At 33.9% G+C, this 19104-nt stretch carries 18 protein-coding genes and 1 riboswitch; of the genes, 10 read left to right on the top strand and 8 right to left on the bottom strand.

The features are described 5' to 3' along the window. Nucleotides 1-34 precede the first annotated feature (34 nt). From malC to malR, 3 genes are all read left to right on the top strand, one after another. Nucleotides 35-1336, top strand: a complete 1302-nt coding sequence (gene malC / locus F0362_RS19715) for a maltosaccharide ABC transporter permease MalC (protein ID WP_001195001.1) — start codon at nucleotides 35-37, stop codon at nucleotides 1334-1336. After that, nucleotides 1337-2179 carry a maltosaccharide ABC transporter permease MalD gene (gene malD, locus F0362_RS19710; RefSeq protein ID WP_001022595.1) on the top strand — a complete coding sequence of 281 codons (843 nt, stop codon included), beginning with the start codon at nucleotides 1337-1339 and terminating at the stop codon, nucleotides 2177-2179. A gap of 285 nt (nucleotides 2180-2464) precedes the next feature. Continuing rightward, nucleotides 2465-3487: a maltose operon transcriptional repressor MalR gene (gene malR / locus F0362_RS19705; RefSeq protein ID WP_000219032.1), complete on the top strand. Its 1023-nt coding sequence runs from the start codon at nucleotides 2465-2467 to the stop codon at nucleotides 3485-3487. 13 nt (nucleotides 3488-3500) lie between these two features. On the opposite strand, the gene F0362_RS19700 is transcribed toward malR, so the two are convergent. Both F0362_RS19700 and F0362_RS19695 read right to left on the bottom strand, forming a co-directional pair. Continuing rightward, nucleotides 3501-4664: an aminotransferase A gene (locus F0362_RS19700; protein ID WP_149889929.1), complete on the bottom strand. Its 1164-nt coding sequence runs from the start codon at nucleotides 4662-4664 to the stop codon at nucleotides 3501-3503. 118 nt (nucleotides 4665-4782) lie between these two features. Further along, a complete protein-coding gene (locus tag F0362_RS19695) occupies nucleotides 4783-4983 on the bottom strand; it encodes a hypothetical protein (protein ID WP_000929282.1) in 201 nt (66 codons plus the stop codon). Between the two features lie 311 nt (nucleotides 4984-5294). On the opposite strand from F0362_RS19695, the gene F0362_RS19690 reads away from it, so the two are divergent. Continuing rightward, nucleotides 5295-6569 (top strand): sensor histidine kinase, encoded by a 1275-nt coding sequence (locus F0362_RS19690; protein WP_000420366.1) that lies wholly within the window; start codon nucleotides 5295-5297, stop codon nucleotides 6567-6569. 38 nt (nucleotides 6570-6607) lie between these two features. Here the strand turns inward: F0362_RS19690 and F0362_RS19685 are convergent, their stop codons facing one another. Further along, the gene (locus F0362_RS19685) at nucleotides 6608-7357 is read right to left on the bottom strand and encodes a DUF3967 domain-containing protein (RefSeq protein ID WP_000387494.1); all 750 of its coding nucleotides are present in this window, start codon (nucleotides 7355-7357) and stop codon (nucleotides 6608-6610) included. A 238-nt stretch (nucleotides 7358-7595) separates the two neighbouring features. Between F0362_RS19685 and nucA the strand changes: the two genes are divergently transcribed. Continuing rightward, nucleotides 7596-8030 carry a DNA-entry nuclease gene (gene nucA / locus F0362_RS19680; RefSeq protein ID WP_000811503.1) on the top strand — a complete coding sequence of 145 codons (435 nt, stop codon included), beginning with the start codon at nucleotides 7596-7598 and terminating at the stop codon, nucleotides 8028-8030. Nucleotides 8031-8065: 35 nt separating this feature from the next. Next, nucleotides 8066-8455, top strand: coding sequence for a competence protein ComJ (locus F0362_RS19675; RefSeq protein ID WP_000424018.1), 390 nt, complete (start codon nucleotides 8066-8068; stop codon nucleotides 8453-8455). Between the two features lie 37 nt (nucleotides 8456-8492). Here F0362_RS19675 and metE read toward each other — a convergent pair whose 3' ends face one another. The 3 genes from metE to F0362_RS19660 all read right to left on the bottom strand — a co-directional run bounded on the left by metE (nucleotide 8493) and on the right by F0362_RS19660 (nucleotide 13520). Further along, nucleotides 8493-10781 carry a 5-methyltetrahydropteroyltriglutamate--homocysteine S-methyltransferase gene (gene metE / locus F0362_RS19670; protein ID WP_001007623.1) on the bottom strand — a complete coding sequence of 763 codons (2289 nt, stop codon included), beginning with the start codon at nucleotides 10779-10781 and terminating at the stop codon, nucleotides 8493-8495. A 127-nt stretch (nucleotides 10782-10908) separates the two neighbouring features. After that, nucleotides 10909-11098: riboswitch (cobalamin riboswitch) on the bottom strand. A 206-nt stretch (nucleotides 11099-11304) separates the two neighbouring features. Further along, on the bottom strand, nucleotides 11305-11862 hold the full coding sequence (locus F0362_RS19665) for a PadR family transcriptional regulator (RefSeq protein WP_000062055.1): 558 nt from the start codon (nucleotides 11860-11862) through the stop codon (nucleotides 11305-11307). 116 nt (nucleotides 11863-11978) lie between these two features. Beyond that, nucleotides 11979-13520 (bottom strand): MDR family MFS transporter, encoded by a 1542-nt coding sequence (locus F0362_RS19660; RefSeq protein ID WP_000449890.1) that lies wholly within the window; start codon nucleotides 13518-13520, stop codon nucleotides 11979-11981. Nucleotides 13521-13954: 434 nt separating this feature from the next. Between F0362_RS19660 and F0362_RS19655 the strand changes: the two genes are divergently transcribed. Further along, nucleotides 13955-14455, top strand: a complete 501-nt coding sequence (locus F0362_RS19655; RefSeq protein WP_000708172.1) for a hypothetical protein — start codon at nucleotides 13955-13957, stop codon at nucleotides 14453-14455. Between the two features lie 31 nt (nucleotides 14456-14486). Here the strand turns inward: F0362_RS19655 and F0362_RS19650 are convergent, their stop codons facing one another. After that, nucleotides 14487-14720: an SPP1 phage holin family protein gene (locus F0362_RS19650; RefSeq protein WP_000939445.1), complete on the bottom strand. Its 234-nt coding sequence runs from the start codon at nucleotides 14718-14720 to the stop codon at nucleotides 14487-14489. Between the two features lie 164 nt (nucleotides 14721-14884). On the opposite strand from F0362_RS19650, the gene F0362_RS19645 reads away from it, so the two are divergent. Both F0362_RS19645 and F0362_RS19640 read left to right on the top strand, forming a co-directional pair. After that, a complete protein-coding gene (locus F0362_RS19645) occupies nucleotides 14885-15538 on the top strand; it encodes a diguanylate cyclase domain-containing protein (protein ID WP_000680808.1) in 654 nt (217 codons plus the stop codon). Between the two features lie 645 nt (nucleotides 15539-16183). Beyond that, complete coding sequence (locus tag F0362_RS19640) at nucleotides 16184-16846, top strand: YkyA family protein (RefSeq protein ID WP_000922477.1); 663 nt, start codon at nucleotides 16184-16186, stop codon at nucleotides 16844-16846. Nucleotides 16847-16877: 31 nt separating this feature from the next. Here the strand turns inward: F0362_RS19640 and F0362_RS19635 are convergent, their stop codons facing one another. Beyond that, nucleotides 16878-17336, bottom strand: coding sequence for a YkyB family protein (locus tag F0362_RS19635; RefSeq protein WP_000804859.1), 459 nt, complete (start codon nucleotides 17334-17336; stop codon nucleotides 16878-16880). Between the two features lie 176 nt (nucleotides 17337-17512). Between F0362_RS19635 and F0362_RS19630 the strand changes: the two genes are divergently transcribed. After that, entirely contained in the window at nucleotides 17513-19042 is a 1530-nt protein-coding gene (locus F0362_RS19630) for a Ppx/GppA family phosphatase (RefSeq protein ID WP_000661381.1), read from the top strand. Nucleotides 19043-19104 lie beyond the last annotated feature (62 nt).

The raw sequence follows: 19104 nt of genomic DNA, 5'->3' as shown, positions 1-19104 counted from the left end.
CCTTCCAAGTAGGAAGAAAAAAGGGGGAAGGAATATGCAAACATCTATGGAACCAATGAAAGATATGAACGGTTCAAAACATAGGAAAATGGCAACCATGTTATCAATCATTCCGGGCGTGGGCCAAATGTATAATAAACAATTTGTAAAAGGTCTTATTTTTCTAGTATTAACAGGTTCATTTATTGTAGCCTTTGCTGATTTATTAAATATGGGATTATGGGGGATTGTAACGCTTGGTACAGAAGTTCCACGTGATCATTCTGTCTTTCTATTAGTGGAAGGGATCTTAGCACTTATCGTTATCGGGTTTGGACTCGGAATATATGCATTTAATTTATATGATGCGTATCAAAATGGAAAGAAACGTGATATCGGAACACCTTTAAACTCTGTAAAAGAGCAATACCGTAATTTATTAGATCAAGGCTTTCCGTATTTAATGGTTTCGCCAGGTTTTCTACTACTTATCTTTGTTGTTGTATTTCCAATCATTTTCGTAATTTTAATTGGATTTACGAACTATGATTTATATCATTCTCCTCCAGCTAAATTAGTAGATTGGGTGGGCTTTAAAAACTTTATTGATATTTTCACACTACCGATGTGGAGAGAGACATTTTTAAGTGTATTCTCTTGGACGGTCATTTGGACATTCGTTGCAACGACATTACAAGTTGCACTCGGTATTTTTTTAGCGATTATCGTAAATCAGCCTGGTATTAAAGGGAAGGCAATTATTCGAACAATCTTCATTTTACCGTGGGCTGTTCCAGCATTCGTATCTATTCTTGTTTTCTCTGGTATGTTTAATGAAACGTTTGGAGCAATTAACAATCAAGTATTGGCGTTATTCGGAATTGAAAAGATAGCTTGGATGACAGATCCATTTTGGGCGAAGATAGCTTTAATTATGATTCAAACGTGGCTTGGGTTCCCATTCGTCTTTGCAATGACAACAGGTATTTTGCAATCGATTCCAGGAGAATTATATGAAGCGGCTACAGTAGATGGAGCGACAGCTTGGCAACAGTTTCGTAAAATTACATTGCCACTTGTTTTATATGCAACAGCACCAATATTAATTACGCAATATACGTTTAACTTTAATAACTTTAGTATTATCTATCTATTTAACGGCGGAGGACCTGCTGTAGCTGGACAAGATGCAGGTGGAACAGATATTTTAATTTCATGGATTTATAAGTTGACGATGACTTCAGCGCAGTACGGGAAAGCAGCAGCTCTTACAATGATTTTATCGTTAATCGTTATTACAGTTGCGTTATGGCAATTTAAGAGAACAAAATCATTCCAAGAAGAGGATATGATGTAAATGAATATTAAAAGACAGAAGATGTTACGTCTCTCATTAAGCTATTTCGTTATTTTTGTAATGTGTGCCATAATTTTCTATCCATTATTATGGATTATTGGCTCATCGTTTAATCCGGGTGATAGTTTATCTGGATCAAGTATTATTCCGCAAAATGCAACGTTAGATCATTATCGTAAGTTATTAGATCTAGAGAATAGTAATTACTTACTATGGTATAAAAACACATTAAAAGTAAGTGTTTTAACGATGATTTTCTCAGTGTTAGCAATTAGTTTTACTGCTTATGCATTTTCGAGATACCGTTTTGTTGGAAGAAAAAATGGCTTACTAACATTTTTAATTCTGCAAATGATTCCGAACTTTGCAGCGTTAATCGCTCTATACGTATTAGCGCAGTTAACAGGATTAATTGATACACACCTTGCATTAATTTTAATTTATGTAGGCGGGGCAATCCCTATGAATACATGGCTTATGAAAGGGTATTTTGATACGATTCCGAAAGAATTGGATGAGTCAGCTCGTATGGATGGAGCAGGGCATTTTCGTATTTTTTGGCAAATCATTATGCCGCTTGCAAAGCCAATCGTAGCGGTTGTAGCGTTATTCACTTTCATCGGTCCATTTACAGATTTCATTTTAGCGAGTATCATTTTGCGCACACCAGAAAATTATACTTTAGCAGTTGGATTATATGAAATGGTAGCGAAGAAATTTGGTAATGAATTTACGACGTTTGCAGCGGGTTCAGTATTAATTGCAATCCCAATTTCAATTTTATTCCTATCACTACAAAAATACTTTATCTCTGGTTTAACAGCTGGAGGTACGAAAGGATGAAAAATGGGACATTACGTCCCATTTTTCTTTTCATCTCCCTATAAAAAGCTTTATAGGGAGATGAAAAGAGATTTGACATCACATGTGAAAATAAGTGAAATAAATAGTATATTATAGTATAGGAAAAAAGAGCTATATCCCTTACAATACATGGAGAGGGAGAATATGATAAGTTTTGCAAGATAAAATAAATAAATGAAAGTTTATGACTTCTCCTATGACTTGCAACGAGTGCAAGATAAAATATATGAAAAATGGCAGAGAAGTGAGAGGAGGGGATTTTTTATGACAGTTACAATTAAAGATGTGGCGAAGAAGGCGAACGTAGCACCATCAACTGTTTCTCGTGTAATTGCTGATAATCCAAGTATAAGTGAAAAGACAAAGCGCCGTGTTCGAAAAGTAATGAGTGAATTAGGATATCATCCAAATTTAAATGCAAGAAACCTTGCGAACCAAACGACGAAGACACTTGGTCTTGTTATGCCAAGCTCTGCAAGTAAAGCTTTTCAAAATCCGTTTTTCCCGGAAGTTATAAGAGGAATTAGTTCATTTGCACATGTGGAAGGGTATGCACTTTATATGTCGACAGGTGAAACGGAAGATGAAATTTTTAATGGTGTTGTAAAAATGGTACAAGGGCGTCAAATTGGTGGTATTATTCTTTTATATTCAAGAGAGAACGATCGGATTATTCAATACTTGCATGACCAAAACTTCCCGTTTGTTTTAATTGGAAAACCATATGATCGAAAAGATGAAATCACATATGTAGATAATGACAATTATACAGCTGCAAGAGAAGTGGCAGAATATTTAATTTCACTAGGACATAAACAGGTCGCGTTCATTGGTGGTGGCTCAGATTTACTTGTAACAAGAGATCGTTTAGCAGGTATGAGTGATGCTTTAAAATTAGCAGACATTGTATTACCGAAAGAGTATATTTTACATTTTGATTTTTCAAGGGAAAGTGGTCAACAAGCTGTTGAAGAGTTAATGGGACTAAAACAACCACCGACAGCAATTATAGCTACGGATGATTTAATTGGACTTGGTGTGTTAAGTGCGCTTTCTAAAAAAGGATTCGTTGTACCGAAAGACGTTTCAATTGTAAGCTTTAATAATGCTTTATTATCAGAAATTGCGAGTCCGCCGCTTTCAACAGTTGATGTGAATATATATCAGTTAGGATATGAAGCAGCAAAAGCTTTAGTTGATAAAGTGGAGAATGCTGAATCTACTGCCAAGTGTATCATTATTCCGCATAAATTATTGAAGCGTCAAACATGTGATCATTATGCATAAAAAAGCTAGGAGTTTAACTCTTAGCTTTTTTATGTAGAAAGGCTTCTAAACGATCACAGCCTTCTTTTAAAGTTTCGATACTATATGCATAGGAAAGGCGAAGATAACCTTCACCATACTCAGAAAATGCTGTTCCAGGAACGATGGCTAGTCCAGCTTCTTTTACTAGATCAAGTGCAAAATCAAATGATGAAGATGTTAAATGGCCAACATATGGGAATAAGTAAAATGCACCTGTTGGTTTTTCAACTGTTAGCCCCATTTGAGTGAGTCTATTATATACGTAATCACGGCGTTTTTTGTATTGGTGGCGCATCATCTTCGGTGCGTCTTTAGCGGCAGTTAATGCTTCGATTGCGGCATATTGGGCGATTGAAGTAGCACATGTTACATTGTATTGATGAACTTTTAAAATATGTCCTGCTAAATAGTTTGGTGCGAATAAAAGTCCAACACGCCAGCCAGTCATAGAATGTGATTTAGATAAACCGTTAATGACGATCGTCTTTTCACGCATTTCTGGGAAATGGGCGATAGATGTGTGTTTTTCTTCGTATACAAGTTCGCTGTAAATTTCATCTGAAAGAACAAAAATATTTTTATCTTTTAAGACTGATACAATATCTTTTAATTCTTCTTTTGATAAAGTTACACCAGTTGGATTAGAAGGATATGGCAGTACGACGCATCTCGTTTTTTCTGTAATAGCATTTTCTAGTGCTGCAGCAGTTAAACGAAATCCAGTTTCACGAACATCTACAAAAATTGGCGTTGCGCCGCATAGTCGAATAATAGGCTCGTAACCTGGATAAATAGGAGCAGGCAAAATTACTTCTGTCCCGGGCTCTAAAATCGTTCGGAATGCAACGTCAATTGCTTCACTAGCACCGATTGTAACGATGGTTTCGTTTTCAGCTGAATAATGTAAATCGTAGTTATCTTTTACAAAGTTACAAGCGGCCTTTCGTAATTCTAGTAAACCAGCGTTATGTGTGTAGCTTGTATAATTTTCTGTAATGGCCCGTTTTGCCGCTTCTTTTACGAGAGAAGGTGTAGGGAAATCGGGTTGCCCAATTGTTAAAGAGATAAGATTATCATAGTTTTGAATCATATTAGAGAATTGGCGGATTCCAGAAATTTGGATGTCCTTTACTCTAGGATTAATGAATTGTTCCATTGTATCTCCCTTTCTTCCGTTTGAAAATTAAGTTCATTTTATCATACTTTCTATGATTGCGCTTTGTATATGAAATTTAGAAAGAGAGAACAGAAAAAAAGCCGCTATAAGCGGCTTTTTAGTATCCGTATTCCCAATCTATTTCATCTTCATTCCAAAGTACAGAGGATACTTTGCCAAGGTGAACAACTGATTCGTTCACAGCACATGTGCAATCTGCTTCTCCTGTTTTATGCTGTAATTCCTCATACACTGATTTTTCAACATTTTCTAGAACTACCAAATTTTCTTCTTTTAAAACAAGCGTAGTACCTGCCATATTTATCTTCCTCCTACTAAAGTAATGATCACTTATTTGTAAACATAGATAGTATGGATTATATGCTGTATTTTACTATAGTTGTCCGTCTAGTGAAGTATTTTTTATATTTTCTTTGTAATCCGTATTCATTGTATACTGCATGAAGGAAATTTGGTACAGGGTTTACAATCATTTCGAAAATCTGTAACAATTAATATGTGTTGTTAACAAAGAATTAACAAATATGTTAAGAAAAATCAAAATTTTAAAACAAATAAACTAATAAAATGATATAATCATATCAAAATACATATAGGGGATGAGAGGCTATGGAGCTTATCCGTGATTTATTGATCCAAATTGCCATCATTATTTTGCCATTATTTTTATATGAAGCGATTCGTTTAAATCGCTATCAAGAAATGCCTCCGAAGCCGAATCGTTACTTTATTATGTTTTTATCTAGCGTTACGCTCGTTCTCTCCATGACATATTCTATTTGTTTTGACAATGTTTGCGGGTATAACTTTCACCCAATCCCAATTGTCAGTGGTTTTTTATATGGTGGGATTGTCGGTTTAATCCCAGCAGTTATTTTTGTTACATATGAATGGGCACTAAAAGGAATGAGCATTCTTCCAGTTGTAGAAGTAATATTTCTATTGATAGTTCCATTGTTCTTATCAAAGAAATGGTCTCTTTTTTCAAGGGGTAAGAAGCTAATTTTAGCATTTATGATTTCGTCATTTTATGTGTTGGTTTTTCTAGTATTTGGTATAATTAATGTGCTGTTAGAAACAGGTTTTACACCGTATATTTCGCAAATATATAGCGGATTTATATTTGCCTCGCTTATTATGGTTATGACTATGGTATTTCAGGTGTATTTAACGGAATATTTAAATGAAAACGCATTACTACGTACTGAGATGCAAAAATCAGAAAAACTTAATATCGTAAGTGAATTAGCAGCAAGTGTTGCACATGAGGTTCGAAATCCGCTCACTGTTGTTCGTGGATTTATCCAATTGCTAGAAAGTACGGAAGAAATGAAGAATAAGGACTATATGCGTCTCGTATTAGCTGAATTAGATCGGGCGGAACAAATTATTTCAGATTATTTAAATTTAGCAAGACCGCAAATTGAGAAAAAAGAACACATTTGTTTATCCGCGCAACTTATAGAAATGACTACTTTAATGTCATCATTTGCAGCGATGCAAGGTGTATATTTGCAAGTTGAGATTTCTGAGAGCCTTTATACGATTGGTGATAAGACGAAATTGAAGCAAGCTATTATGAATGTTGTTAAAAATGGTATTGAAGCAATTCAAGGAAATAAAGGATATTTAAAAGTAACGGCTGTTCAAAAAGACGAAACAATCGTAATAAGAGTTAAAGATAGTGGCGTTGGTATGACAAAAGAACAGTTAGCAAGGCTTGGACAACCGTATTATTCTTTAAAAGAAAAAGGGACAGGATTAGGACTTATGGTGACATTTAGTATTTTACAAGCGCATAATGGTACACTGGAATATAAAAGCGAAAGCGGAAAAGGTACTGAAGCGATTATTATATTACCAGCTGTAAGAAGTAAGGAATAAAAGTTACCGATGGAAGGTAACTTTTTATTGTATATTGTTTATTCGTTTGTTCTTTCTTGTTTTGTTCGGCTAAATAAACTTTTAAATGAATGGAAGAAACCTTGTTCTTTTGAGGCGGCGACCATTCTTTTTGTTTCTTGAATTTCGCGAATAACTTGCATAAGTTGTGTATCACGGTTACTGTCTTTATGATAAATTTGATTAACGAGTTTATTCATTTTTTCTTCTTGCTTGGATTCTCGTTTATACATATGATTCATTAATAAGTCCATCTTTTCTTTTTGCAAGGCATCTGTTTGAGCGGCGTGATCAACTAACTCTTGTAGCATTTTTTCTTGAGAGCCTTCTTTTACATAAACTTGTTGCATCAATTCATCTAATTTTTCATCTTTCAAACGATTTTGTGTAATTAGAGTAGAATTTTGATGAATAATTGCTTCATTTAATTGAGCGAGCATTTCGAGTTTTAACATGAACTCCTCAAAGTTACGCCCATCTTCTTTTTCTTTCGTTTGTATTTCTTGCTTATCTTGTATAGCGGGTACAGGCGGGGCCTCTTTTTCTTTTAAAATAATAGGTATCGTTTCTGAAATATCTTCTTGCAGTTTAGCAGCTCTTTCATGTATAGATTTCAATAGTTTTAAATCATCCAGTTTATAAATACGAGCATCAGCTGTTTTTGAAATGATATACCCATGTTCCTCTAACAGTTGACTATATTTACGGACTATATGTTTTGGGATGCCTGTTTTATTCGTGACATCTTTTGTTTTATAGATAGCTTCCATGTTATTTCCTCCCCAAAAAGTATCGTATATATCATTTCAATCTTTTTATGAGGACTTCCTTTGAAAAAGAATGTCGGAAGGTTATTAGTTTTCTACAGCATTAGTGAAAAGATGAAGAAAAATGAGAGATTTTTGGCGGAATGGCGAAGAAGAGCTAAAATAATGTCTGAAAACATATACAGGAGAAGTTTGTTATAATAACGGAGGAAAAGAAACTGGTAGAATCATGGAGGTATACATGAAGCAATTAAAAGGTATTATCATTTCAATTATTGCAATTCTTTCTATTGTAGTAGCGGTGTATGAAGTACTTGTTCCAGAGGAAACAAGTATCAAAAAAACGAATGCGTATGATCAAGTTCTAGAATTTCCGAAAGAGCGATATCCAGAGACAGGGAAACATATTACGGATGCTATAAAAGAAGGACATTCAGAAGTTTGTACAATTGATCGTGGTGGTGCTGGAGATAGAAGGAAATTATCGTTAGCTCCATATCCATCAAAAAAAGGCTATGATCGTGATGAATGGCCAATGGCGATGTGTAAAGAAGGCGGAAAAGGGGCGCATATTGAATATATAAGTCCAGCGGATAATCGCGGAGCAGGTTCTTGGGTAGGAAATAAGTTAGATAAATATCCAGATGGTACGCGTGTGAAATTTGAAGTGAAGTAGTGTTACATATTTCATAATGAAGGAGAAGGGGAACGATGGAGTTAACAATTTCTTATTCACAATTAATGTTGATGAACTATGACGGTGAACAGCCTTACGTAGACTGGACGGATGAAGATTTTGATAGAGGTTATGCTAAGGCGGATGGAACTGTTATTTTTGAAGCACTTTCTGATTATACTTGTGAAATAAAAGTGACTTGTGGAAAACATATTGAAAAAGAAGAAGTAATTAGAACAGTTACGGTTCCTTTTACAATTAAAAATGAATGTATCGTTGTAACGAGTATTCTTTCAAATAAATTTCAAATTCCTATTCCAAATGGTGAGTATACAGTTGTATTGCAGGTAATTCCTCTTGAAGAACCAACGGATGATGAGTTATATAAACTACAATACGAATTCTTTTTTGAAAGTAAAGAATAAAAAATGGGTTATCCTAAGGAAGGATAACCCATTTTTGTTATGCATTTGTTTTTAAAAGGGAACGAGCATCTTTTGCTGCTTGCACCATGTGTTCTAAAGCTGGAATAACTTCTTCTGTTTTTCTTGTTTTTAAACCACAGTCAGGATTAATCCAGAAATATTTAGGATCACATACTTGTAAAGATTGTTCTACGATTTCAAACATTTCATCTTTACTCGGTACACGTGGGCTATGAATATCGTATACCCCTAGACCGATCCCTTTTTCATATGTTGTATGTTTTAATGTATCAATAAATTCTCCGTGACTACGTGATGTTTCGATAGAAATGACATCCGCATCTAATGCACGAATAGCATCTACAATATCTTCGAAGTTACTGTAACACATGTGCGTATGAATTTGCGTTTCATTGGCTACAGAAGATGTTGCTAAAAGGAAGGATTGAACTGCCCATGTAATATATGCATCCCAATCTTTTTCTTTTAGTGGCATTCCTTCACGAAGCGCTGGCTCATCGACTTGGATTACTCTAATTCCAGACGATTCAAGTAATTCAATTTCATGACGAAGTGCTAATGCAATTTGATAGGAAACTTCTTTTCTTGAAATATCATTTCGAACGAATGACCAATTTAAAATAGTGACAGGTCCAGTTAGCATACCTTTTACTACTTTTTCTGTTAAGCTTTGTGCGTATACAGTTTCTTTAATAGTCATTCCATTTATAAAGGCAACATCACCATAAATAACAGGTGGTTTCACGCAACGGGAACCATACGATTGTACCCAACCGTTTTTAGTGAAGGAGAAACCAGCAAGACGTTCACCGAAGTATTCGACCATGTCAGTTCTTTCAAATTCACCATGAACAAGAACATCAAGACCGATTTCTTCTTGGTAACGAATCCATTTTTCTGTTTCTTTTTCAATAAATTGCTCATATTGTTCATTTGAGATAACGCCGTTACGCCATTCTTTTCGCGTTTGACGAACTTCAGTTGTTTGCGGGAAGCTACCGATAGTTGTTGTTGGTAACAACGGTAACTGCAGAGCAACTTGTTGTAATTCGTATCGTTTTTCAAATGGAAGAGGGCGTGAAAAATCTTCTTCTTTTAGTGCTGTTCGTGCTGCTTTGACATCTTCTCGGTTACGTGCAGCAGATGAACGTATTGTATGGTGCGCATTGCGATATGTTTCAAGTTCGTTACTAATGCTTTCTGTACCTTGAGTCAAAGCAGAATGAATAAGAACTAGTTCTTCTAATTTTTGGTTTGCAAATGCTAGCGCATCAAATAGTTCAGTCGATAAGTGAGTTTCTTCGGTTTTATCAATTGGTGAATGCATTAAACTACAAGAAGGCTGAACGATGAAATCTTTTGTTTGGACTTGTTTTTGTAACGTTGTAAATAACGTAAGAATTTCATCAAGGTCCGCTCTCCAAATGTTACGGCCATCTATACAACCGACTGCTAAAGTTTTGTCAGCTGGGAATCCGTATTTCGCAATAGCATTTAAATTACCTTCTTTACCGTGAACGAAATCTAAACCAACACTAGATACAGGGAATGTAATAATTTCTTCATAGTTTTCTTCTACACTATCAAAATATGTTTGTAAAAGAAGATTCGCGTTTGGAACTTCTTTACGAATAGTTTCATAAATTTCTTTCGCATGCTGAATTTCTTCTTTAGTTAAAGAAGCGAAAATCGGTTCATCAACTTGAATGATTTGTGCACCAGCCGCATGTAGTTCTGAAAGTAGTTGTACGTAAGGTGTAACTAACTGTTTTAAAATAGTAGCAAATTGATCTTGTTTATAGCCTTTTGCTAATTTTAAGAAAGTATATGGTCCTAAAATAACAGGCTTTCCATCTACGCCTAATTCTTGTTTTGCCTCTTCGTATAAGCGAAGTGGACGATTATCTTTTAAAGAGATTTGTAATCCCTCTTCATATTCAGGAACAATATAATGATAGTTTGTGTTAAACCATTTAGTCATTTCGGAAGCTACGTGATCTTTAGAGCCACGCGCCATTGCAAAATATACATCAAGGTAAGATGTAAACTCAGAAAAACGTGACGGGATAAAACCTAACATATAAGCAGTATCCAGAACGTGATCATAATATGTAAAATCGCCGACTGGAATGAGTTCAATTCCTTTTTCTTGCTGTACTTTTACGTGTTGAAGGCGAATTTCTTTCATCGTTGTTAAAAATTGTTCTTCATCAATTTTATTGGACCAAAAAGCTTCCAATGTTTTTTTCCATTCTCGTTGTAGTCCGATACGTGGATAACCTAAGTTACTTGTTTGAATTGCCATTTTAAATTCCTCCCTAATTGAAAGTAAGCATTTCCGTTTACTAGGAAATACTTATAACAAAAAGTACAAAGACATAGAAAATAAGCCTTCCTTTTTGTTTTAACACCTCATCATCATCCGTGAATCTATCAGTGTTGTTAAAACAGGCAGGTCTCCTGACTTATGCTTCATATAATTTCTTTCACCTTCCCGTTCTCACAGTGGCACTAACAAAGAAATCTCAGCATTTACAGTGGCGGGACCGTGTTGGAGTTTCACCAAGCTTCCCTTTTAAACACGAAACGAAATTTTCGTGTACCTATTTTCCTTTTGAAAGGAATTTAACAAGCGATATGATATTGAAACAAATTCTAACACAATTTTTGGAATTTTGTCTACTGTTTTAAAATAAGAAAATTCTAAAGGTTTTATTTCTTGATATTCTGAATAATTTAGGTGTTTTTCAGATTAATGATATATAATGGAATGTGAAAATATAGAAAAATTGAGCGAGTAAAGAAGAGGGAACGTCTTCTTTACTCGCTCAATTTTCATCTACATCAAATTTTGAAAGTCGTCCTGCTATGGCATCGTTAAGGAGGGTGCTTAACCATTGTAATTCAACGGTAATATGCTCAATAACACTTTGTAAAATATATAGTTGTGCACGTGGAATTTTTCCTTTACTGCAATCATATATAGTTTGCATTTTATGTAAATATTGAACGGTATCATGTTTCTTTTTTTCTAAAATTGGAACCAATTCTTGATCATCACCAAAATGAGTGAAAGAAAGTGCTGAATAAATTGGTTTATATATTTGGTTTTTTGCTTCGAACTGTTTTAAGAGTAACGTGTGAAATAGTTGTTTACCTTCCTCTGTTATATGAAAGATTGTTTTATCTGGTCTATTCGTATCACGAACAATAGTTGTAATGCGAATTGCACCTTGCTTTTCTAATTGCTCGAAGGCGTAATAAAGTGATCCTTTTGCATATTTAATATAATAATCCATCTGTCTGTCTTTCATTATGTGCTGCACTTCATATGGATGTTTATCTCCTTCGAGTAGCAAGCCGAGAATGACTAATTTCATGCTCATTCTGTCTCAACTCCTGTACATAAAAACTGTATCCCTACTAATTAAAGTTTGATTTTATACATATTATAAACGGCATATCCTTTTTCATAAAGGGATATGCCGTTCCTTTTTTTATACTAACTTACTTGTTTTTGCTTTTGTTTCGCTTTCGGTCCTGTAAATAGGCGTTCATTTCCCATAAGTAAAATACAAATAATACTTAGTACAGCTGGGATCAGTGCCCAGAAGAATGTGTTGGCAATAGATGTAGCGAGAGCTTCTTTAATACCAGTTAATATTTCTGCTGGAATCTTCTCGGTAGCACCTGGTGATAATAAGAAACTTGTGTCTCCACCTTTTGGAGCTAATTTTGCAAGTTCAGGAGGGAACACAGTGTTTAATTTATTAATAAAAATATGATTTTGAATTGTACCGAAAATCGTTACACCAAGAGTCATACCGAGTGAACGGAAGAATGAGTTTGTTGATGTAGCAGAACCACGGTCTCTCATTTCTAATTTATGGATAGAAGACATACTTAAAACTGAGAATGAGAAACCAACCCCAAGTCCAGCGAGGACCATAAATAGCGTTACGAGCATACGAGGTGTGTCCATTGTTAAGGTGCTTAGTAAATAAATACCAAGAACGAAGAAAACGCCAGATACCATCATAATGTTACGATAGCTTGTTCGTGAAGCTAACTGTCCACCTGTTTGACTTCCGATTACAGAGCCGACCATCATTGGTGTTAAAATTAATCCAGCATTTGAGGCTGAACCTCCGAGAACACCTTGAACGAAGATTGGGATATAAACTGTACAGATGATAAAAGCAGCACCATAGAAAAAGGCAACGCCTTGGCTAGCTGCAAATAAAGGTTTTTTAAATAGATGGAAAGAAATGATAGGCTCAGTTGCTTTTCGTTCTACGAAGAAGAAAATAATAAGCATAATAACAACAGTTGCAAATAAACCGATAATTACATTAGAGCCCCATGCATACGTTTTACCACCAAGTTCTAGTGCGAACATTAAGCAAATAATACTAATGACAAGTGTAATAGCACCAGCCCAATCAATTTTTTGTTTTCTAAATTCTAGAGATTCACTGTAGTATTTAGTAATGAAGAAGAAGGAGATAAGCCCTAATGGAATATTAATATAGAAGACCCAATGCCAGCTTATATAGTCCGTAATATAGGCACCTAATAAAGGTCCAAATACACTTGATGTCCCGAAAACTGCACCGAATAGCCCTGTCATTTTCCCACGTTTTTCTGGCGGGAATATGTCATACATAATTGTGAAGGCGATAGGCATAAGGGCGCCACCACCAATACCTTGAATTGCTCTATAAATACTTAATTGTTCAATACTAGATGCTGTCCCGCAAAGTGCAGAACCGAATAAGAAAAGAATGAGTCCACCAATATAAAAACGTTTCCGTCCGTACATATCAGAAAGTTTTCCGAAAATAGGCATCCCTGCCATTGTTGCTACCATATATGCCGATGTGACCCAAACAAACTTGTCAAATCCTCCTAAGTCTCCGACAATCGTCGCCATTGCGGTTGCAACAATTGTATTATCCATTGCTGCCATTAAAATACCAAGTAGTAAACCAGCAACAACAAACTTTGTATTGTTGGAGTCTTTTTTTGATAGTTGAGTTTCCAAATATGCCCCTCCTTTAATAATAAGTAAACTATATTAAGTTTTAAATGCAACGCATAAAAATCTAAAGCATAGTTCCTCTTAAATTCTCTTACATAAGTGCACTGACATGCCATAAAGAATATTATAGTCAAATTTGACTAAAAGGCAAACTTTTTCTTTCACCAAAATATCCTTTTGTATGGAAAGAAAAAGAGTGAGCAATACTGAATATTGTTATAAAGTCAATGAAGTAAATTGTAAAAAATATTTCAGTAAGAATACTTCCTGTTAACAGTTGAAAAATGGTTTTTTCTTTATATTGTCGAATAGGATAAAAGGAAGGGAACTATTAAATATCGTTTGTAACAAGCGTTCATCATTTTTGTAGTTTATTGTGTAAAGCGAAAGAATAGAATTGTATGGATGGTACATCTGAAATGAGGTGAATATATATTATGAAAATATGGAAGCGAATTTCGGATCAAGGAAGGGATACAATACCGTTACAGCCGGTATTGTGGATTGATGGCTCAAAAAAGGAAGGCGAACTTCCTAATGTAGCAGTTACATTACAAATCCGTAGTATGTATGAAGAAAAATTTTCATATGAACTAATCTATGATGTAAACGACATACTTATTATGCGAATTGAAGTTGAAAATAAAGGAATTGAAGTGATTTCACGAGTCGTTGTAAGTCATATGATTAGAGATTACTTTTTGTATATTCCGAATTCTCTGCAGGTTAATAAGGGGATGAGCGAGTTTTTATTCCAGCTTGTAAGGTGGAGAATCGATAATTTATTGCCGAACGAGAAGGTGGAACTAAGTTGTAAATTAAAAGCAAATAAAGATAAAGCGGTTAAAACTGCATTGTTTAAGGCTACATACACATTTCAACATAAAGCAGTCTCATATGGCCCATTGCAAACAAATGAAGTTGTGGTGCGGCAATGATAAAAAGGAACCTGTGCGAAAGGTTCCTTTTTTAATGGAGGTTGTGCTTCTTGAGTATTTTCTTTTGTTCGATTCCTTTTTTTCCTACATAGTTATTTTTATAACCAAAATATAGAATGAATAGAAATGAAATAACATTTACAATAGCGTCGATTTGATCGTTCGTAATAAAGTTTATTCCGAAAGAGGTAAATAGTAGCTTTAATGATAACAAAAAACCAGCTAGTAAACGTATAGCATCTGATAGATTTTCTTTTTGTAGCATATAGGTCACTCCTTTCTATAAACGATATATAGTATATATATGAAATAGAATAAAAAAGGAATACAAGCTCTAGCGGAAATGTACATAGAATATGTACATTTTTTATTTGGTAGAAAAACATTATTGTTATAGAAACATATATTGGTATAGAAAGGAGAGGAAGTATGAAACATAAAGGGAAGATTAGTGGATTATTACTAGGGAATACTGTTGCTGTTACGGAATGGATTGCGCTTCAGGATGTAATTGCAAAATTAGATTCGCGATCATTTTATACTGTCTTTATTATTTATATTTTGCAACTGTTGCTAAGTTGTTACTTTGGCCATTGGTATGATAAAAGAGAAAACGGACGTATGAATATGGAAGTAGGGGGAATGGCAAGTAATGATTTTGTTGTTGATTTTTTTGAAAAAGTAGCTGCTTTATCTGAACGAGATTCTCGCAATATTACAGTGTACATTCTTTCCGTTAAAGAATGGGAGGGATTAAAGGAAACAGTGCAAGAAAAAAAGTTGGAAGCGTTAGTACAGAGAGTGGAGTCTACTATTGTAAAGACGATTCGAAAAGGTGATGTCGTTACAAAATGGGATGAAAATAAATATGTTATTGTAGCGATTGATAATGGTCATGAAAAATCAACAATAACACGACGATTAATGAAAAATATTGAAAGTGAAATAGAAAGTGGTTTATTAAGTGTGACGTTATTATTTGGGGCTGCTAGTTATCCAGTAGAAGGGAAAACTTTTGAAGAATTGTTAAGAAAGGCACAGAATCAATTGTACCAGTATAGAAATTTGAAAGACAATGAGTAAAACTTTGAGTTGAAGAAGTATGATATGAAGAAATTCGGATTGTAACATTTTTTTGACTTTTATTACAAAAACAACTTTTATTGTAATAAAAGTCTTTAAAAATATATGAAATAGGCATATAATTATGATGGATGTGTCAATGCATTTGCACAATGTGTTTCATTTTAAAAGTGTAGAGGAAAACATGCTCTACACTTTTCCTTTTTAGGAAAGGAAAAGAATATTTGTAAGTTGTTGCGAGGTAGTATTTGTACTGTGTAAAATGAACAAAGAGATTATTTGATAGAAAGCGGAAAGGGAATGATAGATGTGAGAGATCGACAATCATCTTTTATCAGGTGAATTATTATAGTTGTTCTTCTAATTATTATGGCTCTGGTGAATTCCATTGTATTTTAAGGTAATACATAGTGTGAGTAGAGAATGAAAAGTGCAAAGTGAAATATACTTAGTAGATGGACATGAAACTGCTACATAATTCAAAGAGAATAACGTGAAAAATAATTTCAAGTAATAAATGTGTACAAGCATGATAAACAATACTGATGATCTTCGTAAAAAAGATGCGAGTGTGAAGTGTATAGAAGGATTATATGATTTTTATAGCTTTTTTACACAAGGATCGTTTATAAGTAGGAGGAAAAGATGTTGAAATATAGTAAATTAGCAATTGTAGCCACATTATCAATGGTTTTATTAGCGGGTTGTTTTGGGCCAAAACCAGAAGAGGAATTATATGTAGCATTTGAAAATGCTGCCAAGCAAGAAAAAACAATGTTTGAAGATGCAAAGAAACTTGAAACTTTAGAAAAAGAGGGACAAGAATTATATAACCAGATTGTTCAAGAAGGAAAAGATAATAATCAAACTGTTAAGGAAAAACTGAACCAAGCAGTGAAAAATACAGATGAACGAGAAAAAGTGCTTAAAAAAGAAAAAGAATCTTTAAATAAGGCGCAAGAAGAAGTGAAATCAGCAGATAAATATGTGAAGAAAATTGAAGATAAGAAATTGAAAGAGCAAGCGGATAAAGTGAAAAGCACATATGAGAAACGACATGATTCATTTAACAAAATGTATGACAGCTATAATAAATCGTTAAAACAAGAAAAAGAATTATATACAATGTTACAAGATAAAGGTACAAAATTAAAAGATATTAGTGAGAAAGTTAAAGTAGTAAATCAATCGTATAAGGATATTGAGTCAGAAAAAGATAAGTTTAATGAATTCACGAAATCTTATAATACAGAAAAAGTTGCATTTTACAAGCAAGCCAATATTAAAATTAAAGAAGAGAAAAAATAAAACAGTTTGGCCTAACATAGGCCAAACTGTTTTATTTTTTTGTATAAGTGCGGCTATACCATGGAACAGGTTCACTTAATTTTTTTTCTTGTTTCAGTGCTTCAGGACCAATATAATCTTGAAGTGTTTTTTTGGAAACTGTTAAAGACAAGGTTGTTTTCGGGTTTCGGTAGGAGGATTCAAGATGACCAAGATGTGGTAGGTTTCGAAAATCTTCTTTCGTAGGAGGGATGTGGAAATAATAATCGCCTAACCGTATAAGAACATCAGATTGTTGTTGGCTAAAACGTGGATTTCTAGAGAAATGTAATCCTTCTTTAATTGCTTTTTTTTCGGCGATTAAACGCTCTAAAGCTGTCTTTTTTAACCAGTATAAATATTTAGGGTTAGTTGCAGCTTTGGCATGACGATTCACAACGAAAATAGATTGAGCTAGTCGATTAATAGGATGTTGGTTTTGTAATTGAGATTGTGGTTGTGAAGGTTTCATATTGAATCTCCTTTCAATTTTTCATTATTATAACATAAATAAAAGAGGTTTTTATTATATGCAAAAAGTGATTGTATACATTTTCAATATTAAAGCAATATTGTTACAAAAAACAACTATTTTGTATAATAGTAATAGAATGTGTTTTGAAATTTGATAATGAAAGAGTGAGAAGTTTGAAAGAACTATTAAAACAACAATATGCCATTATAGATATTGGATCTAATACAATGCGTTTAGTTATTTATGAAAAGCAAAATGGAGGTTTTTATAAAGAAATTGAAAATACGAAAGTGGTTGCTCGGTTAAGAAATTATTTAATCGATGGTGTTTTGAATGAAGAAGGTAAGGAAGTATTGTTACAAACATTATTTCAATTTCAAGAAAGTACAAAATTCCATCAGCTGCATCATGTACTTTGTGTTGCAACGGCAACAATTAGACAGGCTGAGAATCAAGAGGAGATTAAAAAACTTGTTGAAGGACAAACAGACTTTACTCTTAGAGTGTTATCAGAATATGAGGAAGCACGTTACGGCTATTTAGCAGTTATGAATTCTACTTCGTTTTCGGAAGGAATAACAGTAGATATTGGTGGCGGAAGTACGGAAGTTACATATATTAAAAATAGAGAGATTTTAGAGTACCATAGTTTTCCTTTTGGTGCGCTTTCTTTAAAACATCTATTTATTAAAGGTGATATTCCTACTAAAGATGAATTAGAGGAAATTCGAGAGTATTTAGAGTGTCAATTTCGAACGTTACCATGGTTAATTGATAAGAAATTGCCTCTTATTGCAATTGGTGGTAGTGCGAGAAACTTAGCAAAAATCCACCAAAATTTAATAAACTATCCTATAGCGGGAGTACATTTATACAAAATGAAAGAAGAAGATATTGAAAATGTAAAAGGTACATTAGAAAAACAATCGTTTATCGAACTTCAGAAAATGGAAGGATTGGCAAAAGATCGAGCTGATACAATTATTCCAGCGGTTGAAGTATTTCATAAACTTGTAAATATTATAGAAGCAACGGCATTTGTATTAAGCAAAAAAGGATTAAGAGAAGGTGTTTTCTATGAAGAGTTGACGAAAGATTTAGGGATTTCATATTATCCGAATGTAGTTGAAGAAAGCTTACATTTGTTATCACACGAATATGAAATGGATATGGAATTTGTCATTCAACTTATTAAACATGGAAGATTGATTTGTAAACAACTCGAAGAAATGGGACTGATTTCTGTTTCGATAAAAGACTGGGAAGCATTCCATCAAGCAGCGAAAGTATTTAACATTGGAAAATATATAGACGAAGAAGCGAGTCGTTTACACACGTTTTATTTATTGGCGAATAAAACAATTGATGGCATGATGCATAAAGATCGAGTGAGGTTAGCGCTTATTGCATCTTATAAATCAAAAATGCTATTTAAACAACATTTATCTCCATTTGAAGGTTGGTTTGATAAAAGCGAACAAAAAAAAATCCGCCTATTAGGGGCTGTTTTACAATTTTCAGCTGCTTTAAATGTAAGACAAAGATCGCTTGTCGATACGATATCCATAACAGAAAATAAAGAAGGATTAACGTTTAGAATTTTATGTGAGCAATCGGCATTAGCAGAAAAAGTACAAGCTGAAAAACAAAAAAAGCAGCTAGAAAGAGTGTTAAAAACGAATATTAACTTGTCATTTGAATGAAAATGTTAGGTTGTACGGATGTCTTTACAAAAAATTTACACTTTATAATATTGTAATTTGCT

This window comes from Bacillus sp. BS98, assembly GCF_008432245.1.
Classification (GTDB): Bacteria; Bacillota; Bacilli; order Bacillales; family Bacillaceae_G; genus Bacillus_A; species Bacillus_A toyonensis.
This window is presented reverse-complemented; position numbering and strand designations above follow the sequence as displayed.

What these genes read in the sequence shown, in the direction of transcription:
- malC (WP_001195001.1), top strand. Translation starts at nt 35, where the DNA reads ATGCAAACATCTATGGAACCAATGAAAGATATGAACGGTTCAAAACAT.
- malD (WP_001022595.1), top strand. Translation starts at nt 1,337, where the DNA reads ATGAATATTAAAAGACAGAAGATGTTACGTCTCTCATTAAGCTATTTC.
- malR (WP_000219032.1), top strand. Translation starts at nt 2,465, where the DNA reads ATGACAGTTACAATTAAAGATGTGGCGAAGAAGGCGAACGTAGCACCA.
- F0362_RS19700 (WP_149889929.1), bottom strand. Translation starts at nt 4,664, where the DNA reads ATGGAACAATTCATTAATCCTAGAGTAAAGGACATCCAAATTTCTGGA.
- F0362_RS19695 (WP_000929282.1), bottom strand. Translation starts at nt 4,983, where the DNA reads ATGGCAGGTACTACGCTTGTTTTAAAAGAAGAAAATTTGGTAGTTCTA.
- F0362_RS19690 (WP_000420366.1), top strand. Translation starts at nt 5,295, where the DNA reads ATGGAGCTTATCCGTGATTTATTGATCCAAATTGCCATCATTATTTTG.
- F0362_RS19685 (WP_000387494.1), bottom strand. Translation starts at nt 7,357, where the DNA reads ATGGAAGCTATCTATAAAACAAAAGATGTCACGAATAAAACAGGCATC.
- nucA (WP_000811503.1), top strand. Translation starts at nt 7,596, where the DNA reads ATGAAGCAATTAAAAGGTATTATCATTTCAATTATTGCAATTCTTTCT.
- F0362_RS19675 (WP_000424018.1), top strand. Translation starts at nt 8,066, where the DNA reads ATGGAGTTAACAATTTCTTATTCACAATTAATGTTGATGAACTATGAC.
- metE (WP_001007623.1), bottom strand. Translation starts at nt 10,781, where the DNA reads ATGGCAATTCAAACAAGTAACTTAGGTTATCCACGTATCGGACTACAA.
- F0362_RS19665 (WP_000062055.1), bottom strand. Translation starts at nt 11,862, where the DNA reads ATGAGCATGAAATTAGTCATTCTCGGCTTGCTACTCGAAGGAGATAAA.
- F0362_RS19655 (WP_000708172.1), top strand. Translation starts at nt 13,955, where the DNA reads ATGAAAATATGGAAGCGAATTTCGGATCAAGGAAGGGATACAATACCG.
- F0362_RS19650 (WP_000939445.1), bottom strand. Translation starts at nt 14,720, where the DNA reads ATGCTACAAAAAGAAAATCTATCAGATGCTATACGTTTACTAGCTGGT.
- F0362_RS19645 (WP_000680808.1), top strand. Translation starts at nt 14,885, where the DNA reads ATGAAACATAAAGGGAAGATTAGTGGATTATTACTAGGGAATACTGTT.
- F0362_RS19640 (WP_000922477.1), top strand. Translation starts at nt 16,184, where the DNA reads ATGTTGAAATATAGTAAATTAGCAATTGTAGCCACATTATCAATGGTT.
- F0362_RS19635 (WP_000804859.1), bottom strand. Translation starts at nt 17,336, where the DNA reads ATGAAACCTTCACAACCACAATCTCAATTACAAAACCAACATCCTATT.